General features: G+C 36.3%; 17 protein-coding genes. 8 read left to right on the top strand and 9 right to left on the bottom strand.

Annotated features, from left to right (window positions below):
- Positions 1–38: 38 nt before the first annotated feature.
- Both AC6F34_RS12735 and AC6F34_RS12740 read right to left on the bottom strand, forming a co-directional pair.
- Positions 39–1,289 (bottom strand): ABC transporter permease, encoded by a 1,251-nt coding sequence (locus tag AC6F34_RS12735; RefSeq protein ID WP_500772687.1) that lies wholly within the window; start codon positions 1,287–1,289, stop codon positions 39–41.
- A complete protein-coding gene (locus AC6F34_RS12740) occupies positions 1,282–2,181 on the bottom strand; it encodes an ABC transporter ATP-binding protein (RefSeq protein WP_500772689.1) in 900 nt (299 codons plus the stop codon). Before AC6F34_RS12740 ends, AC6F34_RS12735 begins: the two co-directional genes overlap by 8 nt.
- Positions 2,182–2,321: 140 nt before the next feature.
- On the opposite strand from AC6F34_RS12740, the gene AC6F34_RS12745 reads away from it, so the two are divergent.
- Entirely contained in the window at positions 2,322–2,507 is a 186-nt protein-coding gene (locus AC6F34_RS12745) for a YhzD family protein (RefSeq protein WP_500772692.1), read from the top strand.
- Positions 2,508–2,598: 91 nt separating this feature from the next.
- On the opposite strand, the gene AC6F34_RS12750 is transcribed toward AC6F34_RS12745, so the two are convergent.
- From AC6F34_RS12750 to AC6F34_RS12780, 7 genes are all read right to left on the bottom strand, one after another.
- Positions 2,599–3,390, bottom strand: a complete 792-nt coding sequence (locus AC6F34_RS12750; protein WP_500772694.1) for an enoyl-CoA hydratase — start codon at positions 3,388–3,390, stop codon at positions 2,599–2,601.
- Between the two features lie 200 nt (positions 3,391–3,590).
- A complete protein-coding gene (locus AC6F34_RS12755; RefSeq protein WP_500772696.1) occupies positions 3,591–5,201 on the bottom strand; it encodes a long-chain fatty acid--CoA ligase in 1,611 nt (536 codons plus the stop codon).
- 253 nt (positions 5,202–5,454) lie between these two features.
- Positions 5,455–6,969 carry a coproporphyrinogen III oxidase gene (locus AC6F34_RS12760; protein WP_500772698.1) on the bottom strand — a complete coding sequence of 505 codons (1,515 nt, stop codon included), beginning with the start codon at positions 6,967–6,969 and terminating at the stop codon, positions 5,455–5,457.
- A gap of 139 nt (positions 6,970–7,108) precedes the next feature.
- Positions 7,109–7,975 (bottom strand): Cof-type HAD-IIB family hydrolase, encoded by an 867-nt coding sequence (locus AC6F34_RS12765; protein WP_500772700.1) that lies wholly within the window; start codon positions 7,973–7,975, stop codon positions 7,109–7,111.
- A gap of 86 nt (positions 7,976–8,061) precedes the next feature.
- Positions 8,062–8,598, bottom strand: coding sequence for a D-glycero-alpha-D-manno-heptose-1,7-bisphosphate 7-phosphatase (locus AC6F34_RS12770; RefSeq protein WP_500772702.1), 537 nt, complete (start codon positions 8,596–8,598; stop codon positions 8,062–8,064).
- A gap of 275 nt (positions 8,599–8,873) precedes the next feature.
- Positions 8,874–9,227, bottom strand: a complete 354-nt coding sequence (locus AC6F34_RS12775) for a YlbF/YmcA family competence regulator (protein WP_500772704.1) — start codon at positions 9,225–9,227, stop codon at positions 8,874–8,876.
- A gap of 69 nt (positions 9,228–9,296) precedes the next feature.
- Positions 9,297–10,436 (bottom strand): DUF445 domain-containing protein, encoded by a 1,140-nt coding sequence (locus AC6F34_RS12780; RefSeq protein WP_500772706.1) that lies wholly within the window; start codon positions 10,434–10,436, stop codon positions 9,297–9,299.
- A 116-nt stretch (positions 10,437–10,552) separates the two neighbouring features.
- Between AC6F34_RS12780 and AC6F34_RS12785 the strand changes: the two genes are divergently transcribed.
- From AC6F34_RS12785 to AC6F34_RS12815, 7 genes are all read left to right on the top strand, one after another.
- Positions 10,553–11,935 (top strand): YheC/YheD family endospore coat-associated protein, encoded by a 1,383-nt coding sequence (locus tag AC6F34_RS12785; protein WP_500772708.1) that lies wholly within the window; start codon positions 10,553–10,555, stop codon positions 11,933–11,935.
- Positions 11,935–13,005 carry a YheC/YheD family endospore coat-associated protein gene (locus AC6F34_RS12790; protein ID WP_500772709.1) on the top strand — a complete coding sequence of 357 codons (1,071 nt, stop codon included), beginning with the start codon at positions 11,935–11,937 and terminating at the stop codon, positions 13,003–13,005. Before AC6F34_RS12785 ends, AC6F34_RS12790 begins: the two co-directional genes overlap by 1 nt.
- A gap of 18 nt (positions 13,006–13,023) precedes the next feature.
- Positions 13,024–14,394: a YheC/YheD family endospore coat-associated protein gene (locus tag AC6F34_RS12795; RefSeq protein ID WP_500772711.1), complete on the top strand. Its 1,371-nt coding sequence runs from the start codon at positions 13,024–13,026 to the stop codon at positions 14,392–14,394.
- Positions 14,391–15,575, top strand: a complete 1,185-nt coding sequence (locus AC6F34_RS12800) for a YheC/YheD family endospore coat-associated protein (RefSeq protein WP_500772713.1) — start codon at positions 14,391–14,393, stop codon at positions 15,573–15,575. Before AC6F34_RS12795 ends, AC6F34_RS12800 begins: the two co-directional genes overlap by 4 nt.
- 58 nt (positions 15,576–15,633) lie before the next feature.
- Positions 15,634–15,840, top strand: a complete 207-nt coding sequence (locus tag AC6F34_RS12805; RefSeq protein WP_500772715.1) for a YheE family protein — start codon at positions 15,634–15,636, stop codon at positions 15,838–15,840.
- Positions 15,841–15,929: 89 nt separating this feature from the next.
- A complete protein-coding gene (locus tag AC6F34_RS12810; RefSeq protein ID WP_500772717.1) occupies positions 15,930–16,109 on the top strand; it encodes a hypothetical protein in 180 nt (59 codons plus the stop codon).
- Positions 16,110–16,477: 368 nt separating this feature from the next.
- Positions 16,478–17,554 carry an ABC transporter ATP-binding protein gene (locus tag AC6F34_RS12815; RefSeq protein ID WP_500772719.1) on the top strand — a complete coding sequence of 359 codons (1,077 nt, stop codon included), beginning with the start codon at positions 16,478–16,480 and terminating at the stop codon, positions 17,552–17,554.
- Positions 17,555–17,792 lie beyond the last annotated feature (238 nt).

A 17,792-nucleotide genomic window follows, 5' to 3' on the forward strand; every position in this document is an offset into this window, starting at 1 on the left:
AAAGAAAATCCAAACAAATGTTTGGATTTTCTTTTTTATTACTTATCTTTCGCTAATTTAATCGCTTTTACGATATCTTTAAAGGAGGTGCTTTTTCCATACATTAACACTCCACCTTTATATACTCTTGCACCGAAGATTGCAAGGATGATGATTGAAATTAATAAGATAGCAATTCCTAAAACAGGCTCCCAAATTGGCAATGATAGCATACCTACCCTCATAAACATCAACATTGGAGTAAAGAATGGGATATAAGACGTAATCGTTACAAACGATGCATCAGGCTGCCCGAGTCCTAGCATTGCAATTAAAAATCCAGCTACTACAAGCATAGTCATTGGCATAACCATTTGTTGTACGTCTTCAATTTTACTAACTAGTGACCCTAAAAAGGCAGCCAAAGTTGCATAGAGGAAATATCCTAAAATGAAAAATACTAGCGCATATACAATGGTTGCTACAGGTACATCAGCAAATCCAAATACGTCAAAGAATCCACCTTGCATAGAGTCTAAGTTTTGCTTAATAGAAACATACCCTACCGCAAGTATAACGGTCATTTGCGTTAAGCTTAATAAAGCTATTCCTAGTATTTTCGCAAACATTTGCTTAATTGGCGAAACACTTGATATTAAGATTTCCATTACTCTCGATGATTTTTCTGTTGCGACTTCCATCGCAATCATATTTGCATACAGTATCACCGCAAAGTAAATAACAAACAATAAAACATAGACTAGACCACGAGCTTGGTTTAATTCTTCTTCTGATTTCGCATTCTCTTCAAGTGCGATACGATCAAAGGATACTGGCTCATAAAGAATCGCCAAATCCTCTTGGGATACATTGATTAACTGTGCGGCAAATTGTGTTTTGAGTTGTTGCAATACGCCATGAACTTCACTGTAGAGAGATGTCCCAGCAATGCTCAATTCTTTAAACACCGCTTCGGGCAGTTGTTGCTCATTATAAGCTAACAAAAGGAACGCATCCGCTTCTCCAGAAATGACTACCTCTTCAGCTTCTTGTTCCGTTCCTTCAAACAAATCAATCGTTAACGTTTCATCAATTGCTAGCATATTTTGCTGAAGTTGCGAGAAAATTTCTCCTGTTTCATCCATTACAATGATTCTCTGCTCAGTATCACTACTAAAGTAGTTTATGATATTTGATAAGTTCGATAGACCAACAACGAGTAAAGCTGTTATGAGCGTTGTGATAATAAAAGACTTTGTTTTTAATTTACTCCAGTATGTATGCCAAAAAATAATTGAAAACTTATTCATACGAAGCACCTGCCTTTTCAATAAATATATCGTTTAGGGTAGGCTCCTCTAACATGAATCTACGTATAAATCCCCTGCCGACACTTTCCTTTAAAATCACTTCGGCATCCTCTTCCTTGCCAATTTGCATGTTCGCACCCTCTGCAGTTATTCTTACACGGTTAACGAGCGGGTGTGACTTTAAGAAGCTCATGTCAAAATCACCATGAAGAATTAAGTTCTTTCTTCCATAGGAACGTTTTATTTCCTTTAATGAACCATGAACAATCGGACTTCCTTTTTGCATAATACATAAATGTTCACAAAGCTCTTCAACATGCTCCATTCGATGGGAGGAGAATACAATTGTCGTTCCATTTTTCTTTAAATCAACAACAGCTTCTTTCAACATCTCTACATTTACAGGATCAAGCCCACTAAATGGCTCGTCTAAAATAAGTAATTGAGGCTTATGAATAACTGCTGTTATAAACTGAATTTTCTGTTGATTTCCCTTTGATAGTTCTTCAACCTTTTTGTTTTTGTATTCAGGTACTTTAAATTTTTCTAACCAATATTCTAGCTCTTTATGGACAGAGTTTTTATCCATTCCTCTAAGTCTAGCTAGATAAGTGATTTGATCTATTACCTTTAGCTTAGGATATAAGCCTCTCTCTTCTGGTAAATACCCGATCAAATGACTTGTTGCATAGTCAATAGAACGATCATTCCATGTGACTGTTCCTTCCGTTGGCGTAAGCAATCCAAGGATCATTCGAAAAGTTGTCGTTTTTCCTGCACCATTTGCCCCTAAAAACCCAAACATTTCTTGCTCTGGTATTGATAAGGATAAGTTGTCAACTGCTGTAAAATCACCGAATTTTTTTGTGACTCTATCAATCTTTAATGCCATAATTATCACCTCATTTGTGTAATACGTATACCTATGTAAAAAGTTCCACTTTCCCATTGAAATATTCTTTGCAGATTGCTATAAATTATGCAAGAATAATAGTAACAATCAGAATATTTTTAAAAGGGAGAGGTCAAGACATGAAGCTATATAAATTAACCGCTTTCGAAAAAAATGGAGAAAAGATACTAGACGAAGGCTTTCAAGCACGTGATGACAACGAAGCAAAAACAATTGGTGAAAAAATGTTACAAGAAAAAGGATACAGTGAAAAAACACATCGCTGCACATCACCTACTGGGAAGCTCGTTCTCTTTCATAAATAAAGTGTAGAAGGAAGTAGATAAACACCAGCTTAGTGCGAATCATATATTAACATTCTAAAAGCAGCAATCTATTTGATCGCTGCTTCTTTTATTATTTCCCAACAAAGATTGGTTTTCTTTTTTCTATAAATGCTTGAATGCCTTCATTATGATCTTCTGTTTTTCTCATTTGTGATTGGCCAATTTTCTCAAGCTCTAGCACTTTCAATAGTTTAGGTCGATTTTTGTCCGTTAAAATTTTCTTTGTTTTGATCATCGCTTGAACTGGACTATGTAACAAAATCTGTACTTTTCTCTCCACAATCTCTTGTAAATTCCCATCACATACCTCATGAATCAGCCCTAAGCTTAATGCCTCCTCAGCTAACATTGGCTTTCCTTCCCAAATAAGATGCTTAGCTCGATCTGCTCCTAATTTGCTCTCAAGGAAGAAATGCCCACCCCCATCTGGAATCAAGCCAATGCCGATAAAGTTCATTGCAAGTTTACTAGACTTGTCTGCAATCAGGAAATCTGTAGCCAATGCCAGACTGAAGCCTAGACCTGCAGCAGCACCAGAAATCGCACTAATCGTTAACTTTGGCATGCTATAGAGTGTCACAATTAAATCATTTATACAATCCATTACAACAGGGAAATCGCTTTCATTTGCATTTAAAAGCATGTTTTTAATATCACCACCTGATGAAAAGGCTCTACCCTTACCTGTTAAAATGACGACATCAATCTCATCACGATTGCTCAAGTCTTTTACAGCTGCTTGCAGTCCTCTCAATACATCTACATCAAGTGCATTTAATGTTTCAGGTCGATTCAGCTCGATTGTTGCAATTCGGCCCTTTATGTCCACATTCACTTTTTCAGTAACAAACTCTATTGTCAATTCCATCTCCTCCTTCTTGATTCTCTTCTTATTATAAAGGATACATTATACTTAAAAACCTTTTTTATTAAAAATTTTGATAATTTATTTTTTTCGAGCAAAATATTTTTTGATCACGTATAGTTATATAAAATAGAATCGCATTATGTTTACATATAAAAAAGAAAGGCAGTCCACTTGGACCACCTTTGTTATTAATCTTAAGTTAATTTTATTTCTATTTGGTCTCGTAATGCACGTTTTAAAAACTTCCCAACTGATGTTTTTGGAATTTCATCCATGAAAATGACTTCATCTGGCAACCACCATTTTGCAAATTGAGGCTGAAGGAAAGTTGTTAATTCTTCTTTTGATACCTTCCCCTTATAAGCGTCCTTCAGAACGACACATGCTACTGGACGCTCTTGCCATTGTTCATGAGGAACTGCAATGACAGCAGCCTCAAATACACCTTCATGAGCCATTAGTGCGTTTTCTAAATCGACGGAAGAAATCCACTCCCCACCGCTCTTAATTAAATCCTTTGTGCGGTCGACAATCTTCATATAACCGTCTTCATCAACTGTCACAACGTCGCCTGTGTATAACCATCCATCTTTAAAAGCTTCATCCGATCTCTCATCCTTATAATACTCTGAAGCAATCCAAGGTCCACGAACTGCAAACTCACCCATTTCTTTGCCATTCCATGCCACCTCCCCGTCTTTGCCGACCACTTTCATTTCAAGGCCAGGCACGAGGATTCCTTGTTTTGCCTTTACATTTAATCGATCTTCATACTCCCATTCTTCTTGATAACTTTTCAAATTCGAGATGACGACTAATGGACTTGTCTCCGTCATTCCATAAGCATGCATAAATGGAACACCATGCTTCTGCTCAAATGCTCGAATCATGCTTTTAGGTGCAGCAGATCCACCACATAAAATACTTCTTAATGAGGTGATATTATATGTGTTCGTTTCCAACTCTTGCAATAATCCCATCCAAATTGTTGGAACGCCTGCAGTGATCGTTACTTTTTCTTCTTCAATAAGTTCAGCAATTAATTTCGGATTGAAATAAGGTCCTGGTAGGACGAGCTTTGTACCGAACCATACACCTGCAAAAGGCAGGCCCCAAGCATTTACATGAAACATTGGAACGACTGGAAGGGCAACATCTCTTTCTGAAACCCCGGCACCGTCGACCATTCCAAGTGCCATACTATGAAGAACAATGCCGCGATGAGTATATACCACCCCTTTTGGATTTCCAGTTGTCGCGGATGTGTAACACATTCCCGCAGGTGCATTTTCATCTATGTTATCAGGGTACTCATATTCCCCAGATGCATCTGCAATTAATTGTTCATAACTATACACATTGGTAAGGGATGTTTCTGGTAAATCCTTTCCATCACCCATAATGATATACGCTTTTACAGTCAATAGCTGATCCTGCACTTTTTCGATTAATGGGACAATATCAGGATCAATGAGTAAAACTTTGTCTTCGGCATGATTGATAATAAAAATAATATGCTGTGGTGACAATCGGATATTAATCGTGTGTAACACAGCACCACTACAAGGAATCGCAAAGTATGCCTCTAAATGTCGATGGTGATTCCAAGCTAAAGTTCCTACTTTATCACCTATTTCTACACCAAGCCTTTGTAAGGATTCAGCTAACTTCCTTGTTCTTTCACTGATTTCCTTATACGTAAATCTCTGAATCCCAGCAGCTGTTCTTGAAATAACTTCTTTCTTCGGAAAAAACTTCTCTGCTCTTTTAATCATCTGCGTCATTGTCAAAGGTGTTTGCATCATTTGTACATTCCTCCTTTAGTAAACGCTTTCATTTGCAGGATGAAGCTACCTGATTTTAAAGCTTTTGAATAGTAATATTCTCCCTATTTTCTAAATTCCCTTTATTTATTTGAAAAATCAGTCTCTTCCCTGATCAATTTTTAAGGACAAAAAAAGCCTGAAATACATTCAGACTTTGAAAATGCAGACAAAGTAGATTTCAGCCCCTGTCTACATATTTTTTCAGGGGAATATTTTCTATCAAGAAAGACCATCAGACTGTTGATTTTTCATTTTTAAACAGTTGATCAAGAATTTTTATTTTTTCTTCTGTGTAATGTTTGAAGTTATCATTATAAGATTTAGGATCTTTAGGGTTAGCAAAATGTTGAATCTTCCCTGTTTGCGAGTCGATGAATTTACTTGCAGCACCACAGCCAATACCGATGATGGTTTGTACTTCTTCCATGATGATTATATTGTATAAGCTTTCTTGTCCCACTTTTGCATAGCCAACATTTTCTAAGTTTCCGAGTATGTTTTTCTGACGATATAGATAGTAGGGCTCATATTCATTTGCTTTTGTCCATTCTTCCGCCATATTCATCATTTTCTCGATTTCGGCTCTGTCCGCTACTTTATAACGACTTTTATTTTTCGTCATTTCTGAAGCTCGTTTAAACGATAGTGTGTGAACAGTAACAGATTCAGGCATCAGCTTTTCAGTTTCTCCTAATGTGTAAGCGAACTCTTTAGTCCCTTCTCCTGGCAAGCCAATAATCAAATCCATATTAATATTGTTCATATTCATTTTTCGAGCAAGTTCATATTTCTCGATTGTTTCATCAACGGTATGATGTCGTCCAATCGCTTTTAGCGTTTCTTGTATATAGGATTGAGGGTTAATGCTGATTCGATCGATGTTCCATTTATTCAGCACTTCAAGTTTCTCTACCGTAATAGTGTCAGGTCTTCCAGCTTCGACTGTTATTTCACGAATATGTTCGACATCAGGAAATGATTCAACCATTTCTTGATACAACATATCCATCTCTTCAGCAGTAATACTAGTTGGAGTTCCTCCACCATAATATACAGTAGTAATGCTTATGCCTTTTTTCTTTAAAAATGCTCCAATCTCTCTCATTTCATAATGCAATCCACCTAAAAATGAGTCTACAGATCCTTGTCTGCCATTAATCGCATAAGCTGGGAATGTGCAATAGGCACATTTTGTTGGACAAAACGGAATTCCGATATAAATACTGACTTCATTTTGTAATTCATAGAGATCTGGGATCACCGCTAATTGACGATCGACGATTCGCTGCATCAATTGTATTTTTTCATCCGAGATCATGTAATTCTTTTTTAACTCAGCATGCGCTTGTTCCATTGGCGTGTTTTGCTGAACATGTCTATGCAAAAGTTTAGTCGGTCGAATTCCTGTGAGAATCCCCCACTTCTGCTTTAACCCTGTCCATTCTTGTAGCACTGAAAGATATGCATGCAATATAGCATTCTTTACTTGTCTAAATTGTTCTTTCTCTATATCTGTTTTATCTAATTCTTTTTCAAAGACATCGCTGTATTTCAAGCCATCCGCTGTAACCAATTCAGCTTTGACATATATATGATGCTTTACAGTGAAGAAAACTGTAGCGTCTACTTCACTTCCATGTGTTAAATATATCGTTGTGTCTTCAAAAAACAAATTTGCAATTAACTGCAAGGGACGTTCTAAACGCTCATCATGTATTCCTTTAATTAAGATTTTCAAAAAAATCACCTTCAACTTATATTGTAAAAAAACTTCTTTTAGTTTACATAACCGTCATCACATGGTCAACCGCCGTTGCAAGAAAAGAGAATCATCCACCTATGTAAAAAACCATAGATTGACATTCTAATCAATCTATGGCTTCTTCTTATTTTAGTATATTCATCTTTCTTAAAAATTCAATTGGATGCTGCTTCCGAAAATGTTCCTTTACCATAAAGGTAACTCCATGTTGATCGTTCGTACGCGTTAACCAATCGGCTGCTTGTTTTACTTCTGTTGGAGCATTGCCCATGGCAACCCCTAATCCAGCTGCTTCGATCATTGGCTGATCATCGAGTTCATCTCCTATGACGACCATTTCACTACTGCGAATGTTCAAGTACTCTCCCAAAAGCATGAGACTATTTAGCTTCGACACACCTCTAGGAACAATATCTAAGCGAAATTCAGACAATGCTACAGTTTCCACTTCATTAAATGTGTTTCGAACAACTTCAACAACATCTTTTAAGTCTTCTTGGTCTTCGAAATACACTTCAATTTTTGGTGGGGTAATCGGCTGATCTAAAATCGTCTCACTAAGCGATTCAACAAATTGTTGTGAATAAAAAATTGGATCCCCAGTAGTAAAAACTGTTTTTGCTAGTAGGTTATGATTTAACTTTGATTTGTTAGCAAGGGAGAATTTTTCGTGAACAAGGCGAATTTGACATGAAAACCCTTCTAATAATCGGACTAAATCATAGGCAACCGTTCCTGCTATTCTTCTTACATAGATGTTTTTATTGCTTGCATTGCCAATAAAGGCACCTCTATGAGTAACAAGCATATTGTCAATTTTTAATGCTTTAGCCACTTTTTTTGCAGAGGGGAAGCTTCGAGATGTAACTAAAGTGACATAAATCCCTTTTTGCTGGACAAAGTCAATCGCTTCCTTCGTTGATTTGTGCAATCTTCCATTTGATTGTAGCAATGTACCGTCAATATTTAGTGCAAGTAGGCGGTAAATCATTCTTTTGCCCCCTATTCCTGTTGTAATCATCCTTTATACACTTTTATGTGTAGATGACCAAGATTAGAACAAGTGAGCATTACTAGCTACCTTCCTTCATGCAGTAAAAGACTTTTGATTCGTTCTACAGCATCGAGTAAAGTGATTGCACGATAAGGGGAGCTCGTCTCTCCCTCTCCAATAAACACAGTATGACAACCCGCTTTCAAACCAGCCTCAATATCTCGTTCATGGTCCCCAACCATAACGCTTCGAGATAAATCAATTTCGTGTTGCTTAGCTAATTCAATCAACATCCCAGCATTTGGTTTTCTACAAGAGCAGCCTTCTTTTGGCTTATGCGGACAATGAGCTACAGCAGTTATCTTGCCTCCTGAAACTTCCACTTCGTTCATCATGAATTCATGCACGGAATGAAGTCTCTCCTCAGTCATAAACCCTAGTCCAACACCACCTTGATTTGTCACTACAAAGATCGGTACGTCAAGTTTTGAAAGATCCACAATCGCCTCCTTTGCCCCAGGGAGAAAATAAAAATCGTCTGGATGATTTACAAACTTCACCCTATTCGTAAGAACTTCGTTTATTACACCATCACGATCAAGAAAAATTGCCTGCTTCACGTTGGCACACTCCATTCATTTTTCACAAAATCATAACAAAGCATCTTTTAAAAAGCAAAGAAGGAGAAGCATACGCCTCCCCTGAAGACTATTGTCAAACGCTAGCATATGTCGTTAGTTGTCTTTTATGTACGAAAGGTTCTATTCGGCTATTCATCCAACTTCCTGACAAGCGTTCGGTTATTCCTGTTAGTAAACATTCCCTTAAAAAACATGTAGACAAAGTCGGAAAACGACTTTGTCTACATTCTAAAGGAAAAGTATATGACTATCTTTTATTGTTCTGGTGCATTATATAAATCTTCTAATGGCTTCATAATCACTTGATTTAATTCAGTAATCACGACACTCATCTGTTGCTCAGCTTCCATCAATTTTGAAATGCCTTCATGCTGTTGAACAAGGGCAACGACCTTTTGTGCTTGCTCAACCTCTTCTTGAGACAATTCTTCTCCAGCCATTTGCTTTTGCTGTAAAGTTAATTGGATATTACGAAAATTATCAAACATTGATTTTGCAGACGGATCTGCATTTACTGCGTCATATGCTTCTTTCAAGGTTGTATATTCTTTACTTTCGCGAATCGCCTGTTCAAGTTGGTTTGCTGATTCCATTAAATTTAATCCCATGTAAAACACTCCCTTTTTATAACTTCCTCAACTATAACAAACAATCTTTACAATTGAAAGAAACACCCCTTACATCATAATAACAAAGACAACACCTTGGATAATTCCAATAATTCCTCCAATTAACGCCCCAAGTAATGTAATCATCTTTAATTCTTTATTAATGATTGAAAAGACCATTTCTTCGAGCCTTTTAACTGGAAAGTGGCTTACTTGATCTCGAACCATTTCAGATAATTTTAATTGATCCATCACTGCTTCAACTCTTAAAGCTGCGTGGTCACATAGCTTATGCACCAAGGTAGAGACCCATTCTTTTTGCAAGTTTGGAAGATAGCTTTTAGTAAGATCCTTTATAGGCGTCGATGAAAGCTTATTCAGATTCAATGCTTTTTGTGAGGCTGTTTTCATTACATTTACAATTTTTTCTTTCTCAACCATCGTTTCATAATTAGAAGTGTGCTGGTCGAGCATTTTATTCCACTCTTTAACAAGCAATGAATGAACAAGTTTAGCTGCTCCTTCACTTCTTAAAAACTTTACGATCTCTGGTTGAAGCTTATCTGCAATATTCCTATTTCCAATGACCATCTTCAACATATTCCGAACCATGCCATCGCGTTCATTCACAAATTCGTTTGCCATGCCTTGAATTCTTAATTTTCCTTCTTCACTAGAAAAATAATCTCTTCCTTTTTCCAATAACATCAAAGTAACAATCGGAATTTTCCCATTTATACTTTGAATGAATGATTCGGGAAGTACCTTTCTCAATGGTTCTGATCTTTTTTCCACCATAAATTGCTCATACTTACTTTCAATCGCTTTTTCGATTCCATTGCTAATATTTAATTGTACACCTTCAACTCCAATCGAACTGAACAGTTCTTGGATTGTTTTTTCAGAGTGAATGAATTGATTTAATTCTTTTTCGACTACTTTTGTAACCTCGTCCTTAAAAGAATCACTGGTTATTTTCTTTTTAATGCTCTCAGCAGTTAACAAATGGTTAACGACTAGCTTCCCCATTTGCTCTGCAACCTCATCCCGACGTTTTGGTATTAGTCCTGGGGTAAATGGTACACGCCATTTTCCAATATAGATTGGATTGTAAGGTTTAAAAAGCATTTTGATCGCTAAATAATTTGTAGACCCTGCAACAACCGCTCCAATGATTGTCATTAGGGATATTGTGAGTAAAGCGTTCATACAATCAACCTTTCTAATTGAAAACGAAATTGGTTATCCATCCTCACATTCTTTCTTACTATACATATGATGCAGTATCAGCTCCTGCCCATAATGCTAATAATGAGGGGATTCATATGTTTTCACATTCTAAAACTATTACGATTAGCAAGCATAAATTGTTTCAGCATGAAAACAGTGTTGCTTTAAATGAATCATTGATTGATGAATTAGGTTTAGAAAAAGACAAGGGAATTGCCTTACAAATTGGGCAATCACGGGTAAATTGCTACCTATCAAGTAGACCAATTCCATCTAATGAGATCCAACTTCCTTTAAACATCATCAACAACTATCCTTCAATTCAGGAAAAAGAACTTCATCTTAGCTTTTCAAGGGAATTAAATTGTATATTTCTTGGTCCTGTAATTGCCATCCTAACCGATTTTTCGGAAGAAGAGAATGGTCCAAACTTTAAAAGTGTTCACTTCTTTTGTGAAGAACTTGATGAAATCTCAAAGCAAGTTGGAGGACTCTTTTATGTCTTTCACTATAAAGATTTTAGAAACAATGAAATTCATGGATATACTTTTGAAAAGGATCATCAATGGATAAAACACAACGTTCCATTGCCTACAGTTATTTATAATAGAATTCACTCTAGAAAGCTAGAACAAACCCACTCTTTTGCGATATTCAAGGAAAAATTATTCTCACAAAACATAACTTTTTTCAATGAAGGCTTCTTATCAAAGCATACCGTTCATTCTTTACTAGAAGGTGAAGAGCATTTAAAGCCTTATATCCCGCAAACTGCTCTTGCTTCCAAAACCACACTATTAGATTTTTTGAAGAAGTATAGTGCCATCTATTTAAAACCGGTGAATGGAAGTCTGGGAAAAGGAATTTATAAAATTACTAAAAAGGATACACAATGGATCGTTGAGCAATCCAACCTTAGGCAATCAGAAAAGATGAGATTGTTTCTAAATACAGATGATATCCTATCCTGGTTTCACTCACTGTTTCAAAAGAAATCCTACATTATTCAACAAGGTATTTCATTCATTCAGGATGAACAGCGACTTCTCGATTTTCGTGTACTCTGTCACCGCAATATTACCTATGATTGGAAGGTTACTTCAATCGTAGCCCGTATCTCAAGTGCTGATCAGATCGTTGCAAACCTTTCACAAGGAGGAAGCTTAACAAAACCAATGCAAGTCCTCCAAAAAAGCTTTTCGCAGAAGGAGTCATTCGAAAAGGTTACTTTGATGAAAATAGTCGCTACTGAGATTTCAGAGCTCATCGCCAATAAAGCCGAAGGGTATTATGCTGAGTTCGGGATTGATTTAGGGATCGATTTATACGGAGACATTTGGTTTATCGAAGCGAATGTTAAACCTTCTAAATCGACTGAAGCACCCTCGATAAAAATTCGACCATCTGCAAAAGCCATTTATGCACTAAGTTTTTCATTAGTAAAAGAAAAAATGAACACACAAAGGAGGGAACTGTGATGCTTTCATTTGGCATTATGACATTAGATGAAAGGAAGGAAACGAGCTATTTTACGGAAATAGCAAAAAGAGCTTTTCATCACAATATAGAATGTTACAAGTTTGTACCTTCAAAGATTAACCCGACGACTGAATCTGTCGATGGAATGAAATACAATTCAGCTGCAAATAATTGGGAGGAGGCAACATTTCCAATCCCCCAAGTTCTTTACGACAGATGCTTTTATCAGCAAGATTATCATTCAAAACAGTGTATAGCAATTGTGAATTGGTTAAAGGCAAATGAACAGCATCTTTTTCTCGGCCATGGTCTTCCACATAAAATCACTTTATATGAAGCGCTTATTCATACGAAGCTATCGCCCTATTTATTGCAAACAAATCGAGTAGAAAACGTACTATCATTGGTTGAAGAGGCACCGTTGTATTCAAGCATTGTCCTCAAGCCAATCGATGGTTCTGGCGGCAGAGGTATTTATAAATGCACAAATAATGGCAACAGTTGGATAGTTGATACAGATAAAGAAGAAAGACATATCTCTTATACTTTGACAGAAGAAAAGTTTGAAAGATGGCTCGCCCAATTGATCCAGCAATACGAGTACTTATCTCAACCTTACGTTCACCTTCAAAACGATCAGTTTCAACCATTTGATGTAAGAATTCTGCTGCAAAAGAACTTCCATGGAAAGTGGAAAGAAGTAGGTAGGGGCGTTCGTAACGGTCTCCCAAATCATCTAACATCTAACATCCATTCAGGAAGTTCAATCGGTACGTTTGAAGAATGGATTGAAACATATCCAAAACATAAACAACAATTTATCACTCATGAAATTGATGACATTACACGTTCACTTCCACTCATTCTTGAAGAACAATTCCCATCACTCTTTGAAATCGGATTAGACATTGGCATTGATAAACAAAATGCGATTTGGGTTTTAGACATTAATTCTAAACCAGGAAGAACTGTTCCACTATCAACAAACCCAACGGTTGCAGATGAGCTTTACGAAGCACCACTTGCCTATGCACGGTTTTTATTCGAAAAAACAGTAAAGCATTACTAACAAAGGAGTTCTTCTATTATGAGACAAAAATTTATAATCGAAATAGATAAAGAGAATACGGATACTCTCCAATTACCAAAAGAGTTTCTTCTAAAATACAAGATCAATAAAGTCGCTTTTGGAACACATTCAGTTGAAGTGAAGAAAATTATAGAACAAAAAAAGCGCAACATTCTTAAAATCGGGAAGCAATTAGCAGAGTCAATTTACTTTCATTCTTTTAAAGAAACTCCATTACATGTTTTTATTATCCATGACTGCTTAATCATCGGTCCGCTTGTAGGCATATTTACTTCTAGTTTTCATACGTACTCTGTTCGTCCTTTAGGGGAGAGAACAATGTTTTTCTCTAAACTTTTATCAGTTAAAAAAACGGCAGGTGTAATTCCATTTATCTTTGGTGACCATTTAATTAATTGGGAAAAAGGAACAATTAATGGGTTATTCTATATTGATCAAGATTGGAAGACAATGGAGGTTCCCTTCCCAAACGTTATCTATGATCGACTTCCAAATCGAAAAAGTGAAAAGCTTAAAAGCTTTAAAGAAATAAAACAACGGCTTCAAAAGGAATATTTAATTCCTTGGTATAATCCAGGCTTTTTCAATAAGATGGACGTCTTTGAACGACTTCAACAAACATCAGTCGCTAAATATTTACCTGACACCCATGCATTTACATCCTTTTCATCCATCGAAAAGCTACTAGGAAAGTACGGGCATGTATACATCAAGCCGCAGAATGGAAGCTCTGGACTCGGCATTCATCAAGTTATTTACAACAAAAATGATGGTCTCTACTATTGCCGCTACCGAGACTCGATTCATGGTAATAAACTAAAAAGGTTCACGACATTAGAAGCATTAATGAAAAATATATTTAAGGAGAGGAGCTTGCACACACTCCTTGTTCAACAAGGCATCCGATTAATTAGGCTAGATAACCGTTCTGTAGACTTTAGGGTTCATACAAATAAAGGTATAAACGGAGAATGGGAACTTACAGCTATTGCCGCAAAGGTGGCTGGCCCTGGTAGTGTGACAACACATATTAACAGCGGTGGAAAAATAAAAACCGTATCAGAATTGATTGAACAGCAAGTGATAACAGATGCTGATTTTGATAAACTAAAGGAAGCTGTTTTGGCAATTAGCATTGAAATCGAAAACAATATGGAGGGCATTATTGGAGAAATTGGCTTCGATATGGGCATAGATCAAGATGGAAACATTTGGCTTTTCGAAGCGAATAGTAAGCCTGGGCGATCTATTTTTAAACATCCACAAATGAGAGAGTATGACTATTTAACAAGAATCCGCTCGCTTGAATATGCAATCTATTTAACAGAACAATCCTATCGTAAACCTGAAGAACTGTTTTTCCCATGATTTATTATCACCCATTGTCTAAGGAATGGTCTTCCGATTTTCCAGTGACGTTTGGTAAAAATAAACGAACGTTAAAAAAATTAAAAAAGTTCGAGGAGATCACACATTCCTTTTCACCATTAGTTGTCAACAACAATGCTGGCCCATTGATAGCCATCTTAGTTGGAGATCAAAAGCATGGTCGTTTAATTGGCAATCGCTCGCTTCTATACGCTTTGCAGGAGGAGTGTCAGAAACGGGGCGGTCTTTGCATCATTACAAGCCCTAATCAAATGACGAATGATAAAATGAGTGGCATCCTTTATATACAGGAAAAACTGAAGTGGGTTCAAATTGAAAGCCCTCTTCCTCACCTAGTATACAACCGAGTCCCATTTCGTCATATGGAAGACGCTCATTCGTTCAAAAAAGTAGTCTCACTCTGCAAATCACATGATATACCTATCTTTAACCCCGCCTTTCTTGATAAAGAATCTCTATATAAAATATTACTAAACGATGAGGAACTAGCTAATTTCATCCCACTAACTATATCCATTAAAGAAGAACAATCATTTAAACAATTCCTACTTGATCATGAGAGCATATATTTAAAGCCTTCACATGGCACACAAGGTCGGGGAATATACCAATTAAAAATGAAGAGCACACAACAGTATATGATAACTGGACATCATCTGGAAAAAACATTTAATGACTTCACAGAGTGTTGGGCTTATGTGAAGTCAATCCAAAATGACCTTTCCTATTTAGCTCAAAAAGCAATTAATCCAGCTCTTTACAATGGCAGTCGCTATGATTTTAGAGTGCTTGTTCATAAAATCAATCAGACCTATCACATCACAGGGGTAGGCATTCGCCAATCCAAAAAACAGCAAATAACAACGCATATACCAAATGGGGGAATCCTCATTCCTTATCCACTGTTACAGAATGAGCATCATGATCAATTTTTCAAAAACATTGCAGCGAGAATTGGGGATTTATTAACAGAAAAAATTGGATCATTCCATGAATTTTCAATTGATGTTGGTCTTTCAGTAGATGGGGAGTATGTTGTATATGAAGTCAATGCAAAGCCTATGAGCTTTGATGAAACTGAAATAGAAGCGAAAAGAATCCGTACACTTTGCGATGTCTTTTTTGAACTTACTCGCTTCAATGACACAAACGGTTCCTGAAATAAAAATCTTCGCAATTTTCCTCTTTCACGTTACAATAATGTAAGGAGGGATTAGCATGTTACAGCATTTTCAGTACAAACCACTCTACGAGAACAAACAGCTTCCAGGCTGGAAAATCTCTTTTTATTATCAAAAAGAAAAATTCAATGCGATCTATCATCCAGATGGGAAGATTGAATGGATTACTGCAGAACCGAAGGAACTTGAATCTGAAATTAAAAGTCAAATACATGAGCTCATGCTTTTCCATGTATACGAATAATGATTAATTTTTGCCAGTCTTATTCATGATTAACAATCGTATCTTTTGAAATCCTAATAATGAATGAGGATTAAAAGGAGGTACTAAATATGAAAAAGAGAAAGACGAATACCGAAACAGATATAAATTACGAAGGCAGAGATGAAGCATATTTTGATGTTGATAGAATGATTAACGAAGGTATGGCCGGTGGTCATGTAAACCAATATGGAGACTACACTAACATCGAGGAATCACAAGACATCCAAAAAGAAGAACCGCCTTTATAATATGTATAATCAGTAGAATTTGTTTCCTTCTACTGTTAGTTGTAGACAAAGTCGATTTCTGACTTTGTCTACATCTTTTTTTAGAAGATTTTTTAATTATAAGAGAAACCCTCAGACTGTATTGAAAACGCTTGTCTAAACTAAGCGTACAGTCGAGTGAATACCCGAATTCAAGAGGGGACTTTGATGCCAAATAACGACGTATGCTTGCGTTTGTCGGGCAATCTGAAACTGTAGAAGTTGTTTCCTTCTACAGTTTTTCTTTTGCACGTTTATGAAATACTTTAAAAAATATGTGCTTTTTATCATTTGTTAAATCATTGAACTTCGATAAAATAGATTCAATGATGAGAAAATGGAGGAACATGATGGCAGAATTAAAAATTGAACATATGTATAAAACATATGATGGCAAATCAAATACTGTACAAGACTTCAATTTACATATTCATGACTCAGAGTTTATTGCACTAATAGGTCCCTCTGGCTGTGGGAAATCAACGACATTAAAAATGATAGCCGGTTTAGATGAAATAACACATGGAAATCTATACATTAATGGTATACACTCTAATGATATTCCAGCTCAAAAACGTAATATTGCGATGGTCTTTCAAAACTATGCTCTCTATCCACATATGACAGTTTATGAAAATATGGCGTTTTCATTAAAGCTGCAAAAGATTTCAAAGAAAGAAATAAACGAAAGAGTTGAAAAAACTGCTGAGGTACTCGGCTTAATGAAATTCTTAAAGCAAAAACCAAATTCACTTTCAGGTGGACAACGGCAGCGAGTAGCATTAGGAAGAGCCATTGTAAGAGATGCAAAAATCTTTTTAATGGATGAGCCACTGTCTAACTTAGATGCAAAATTAAGGGTGCAAATGCGTGCTGAAATTATTAAGTTACATAAGAAATTAAAAACAACAACAATTTATGTCACGCATGATCAAACAGAGGCCATGACAATGGCAAACAGACTTGTCGTGATGAATGATGGAGTGATTCAACAAATTGGTACGCCAAAAGAAGTGTATGAGTATCCTAACAACGTTTTCGTTGGAGGTTTCATCGGCTCACCTGCAATGAATTTCTTAAATGGAAAGCTTGAAGGAGATTTCTTTATTGTTGGACAACAAAGAATTAAAATTCCTGATAAAAAGCGAGCAGCTCTCCAAGCCTATATTGGAAAAGAAGTAATCCTTGGTATAAGACCAGAAGATTTATATGAGCAGCATAACAAGGAATTAGTTTCTTATCTGACTGTTCAAGCTGGTTTGACCGAAATGACTGGTGCTGAAACGATTCTATACTGTCATATTGCTTCTCAACAAATAGTGGCGAGACTACCTTCTCATTTTACTGCTAAGAAAGCATTAATACACTTAAAAATTGATATGAACAAAGCCCATTTTTTCGATAATGAAACAGAGCAACGAATATAAAATTAATACTTTTTTGCTTAATTAATTCATGATTCACATAACTTCGACGCAGAAAATCAATTATATTTCTTTTTACTCTGTAGCTTTGCTTCCCACAGAAAGTAACATACTTACAATACTACATTATGTTGTATGCATCTTAGCGATAGGTTTTATAAGGTGTTATTTTTTTATGGAAGTTAGCGTTACACTAAATAGCCCTCAAAAGTACACTCGTAGTAAAACTTAGAATGCAGGC

Source organism: Niallia sp. CD-39 (genome assembly GCF_059874745.1).

Coding starts and splice junctions, on each gene's coding strand:
- AC6F34_RS12735 (WP_500772687.1), bottom strand. CDS start 1,289: ATGAATAAGTTTTCAATTATTTTTTGGCATACATACTGGAGTAAATTA.
- AC6F34_RS12740 (WP_500772689.1), bottom strand. CDS start 2,181: ATGGCATTAAAGATTGATAGAGTCACAAAAAAATTCGGTGATTTTACA.
- AC6F34_RS12745 (WP_500772692.1), top strand. CDS start 2,322: ATGAAGCTATATAAATTAACCGCTTTCGAAAAAAATGGAGAAAAGATA.
- AC6F34_RS12755 (WP_500772696.1), bottom strand. CDS start 5,201: ATGATGCAAACACCTTTGACAATGACGCAGATGATTAAAAGAGCAGAG.
- AC6F34_RS12765 (WP_500772700.1), bottom strand. CDS start 7,975: ATGATTTACCGCCTACTTGCACTAAATATTGACGGTACATTGCTACAA.
- AC6F34_RS12775 (WP_500772704.1), bottom strand. CDS start 9,227: ATGGGATTAAATTTAATGGAATCAGCAAACCAACTTGAACAGGCGATT.
- AC6F34_RS12780 (WP_500772706.1), bottom strand. CDS start 10,436: ATGAACGCTTTACTCACAATATCCCTAATGACAATCATTGGAGCGGTT.
- AC6F34_RS12785 (WP_500772708.1), top strand. CDS start 10,553: ATGTTTTCACATTCTAAAACTATTACGATTAGCAAGCATAAATTGTTT.
- AC6F34_RS12790 (WP_500772709.1), top strand. CDS start 11,935: ATGCTTTCATTTGGCATTATGACATTAGATGAAAGGAAGGAAACGAGC.
- AC6F34_RS12795 (WP_500772711.1), top strand. CDS start 13,024: ATGAGACAAAAATTTATAATCGAAATAGATAAAGAGAATACGGATACT.
- AC6F34_RS12800 (WP_500772713.1), top strand. CDS start 14,391: ATGATTTATTATCACCCATTGTCTAAGGAATGGTCTTCCGATTTTCCA.
- AC6F34_RS12805 (WP_500772715.1), top strand. CDS start 15,634: ATGTTACAGCATTTTCAGTACAAACCACTCTACGAGAACAAACAGCTT.
- AC6F34_RS12810 (WP_500772717.1), top strand. CDS start 15,930: ATGAAAAAGAGAAAGACGAATACCGAAACAGATATAAATTACGAAGGC.
- AC6F34_RS12815 (WP_500772719.1), top strand. CDS start 16,478: ATGGCAGAATTAAAAATTGAACATATGTATAAAACATATGATGGCAAA.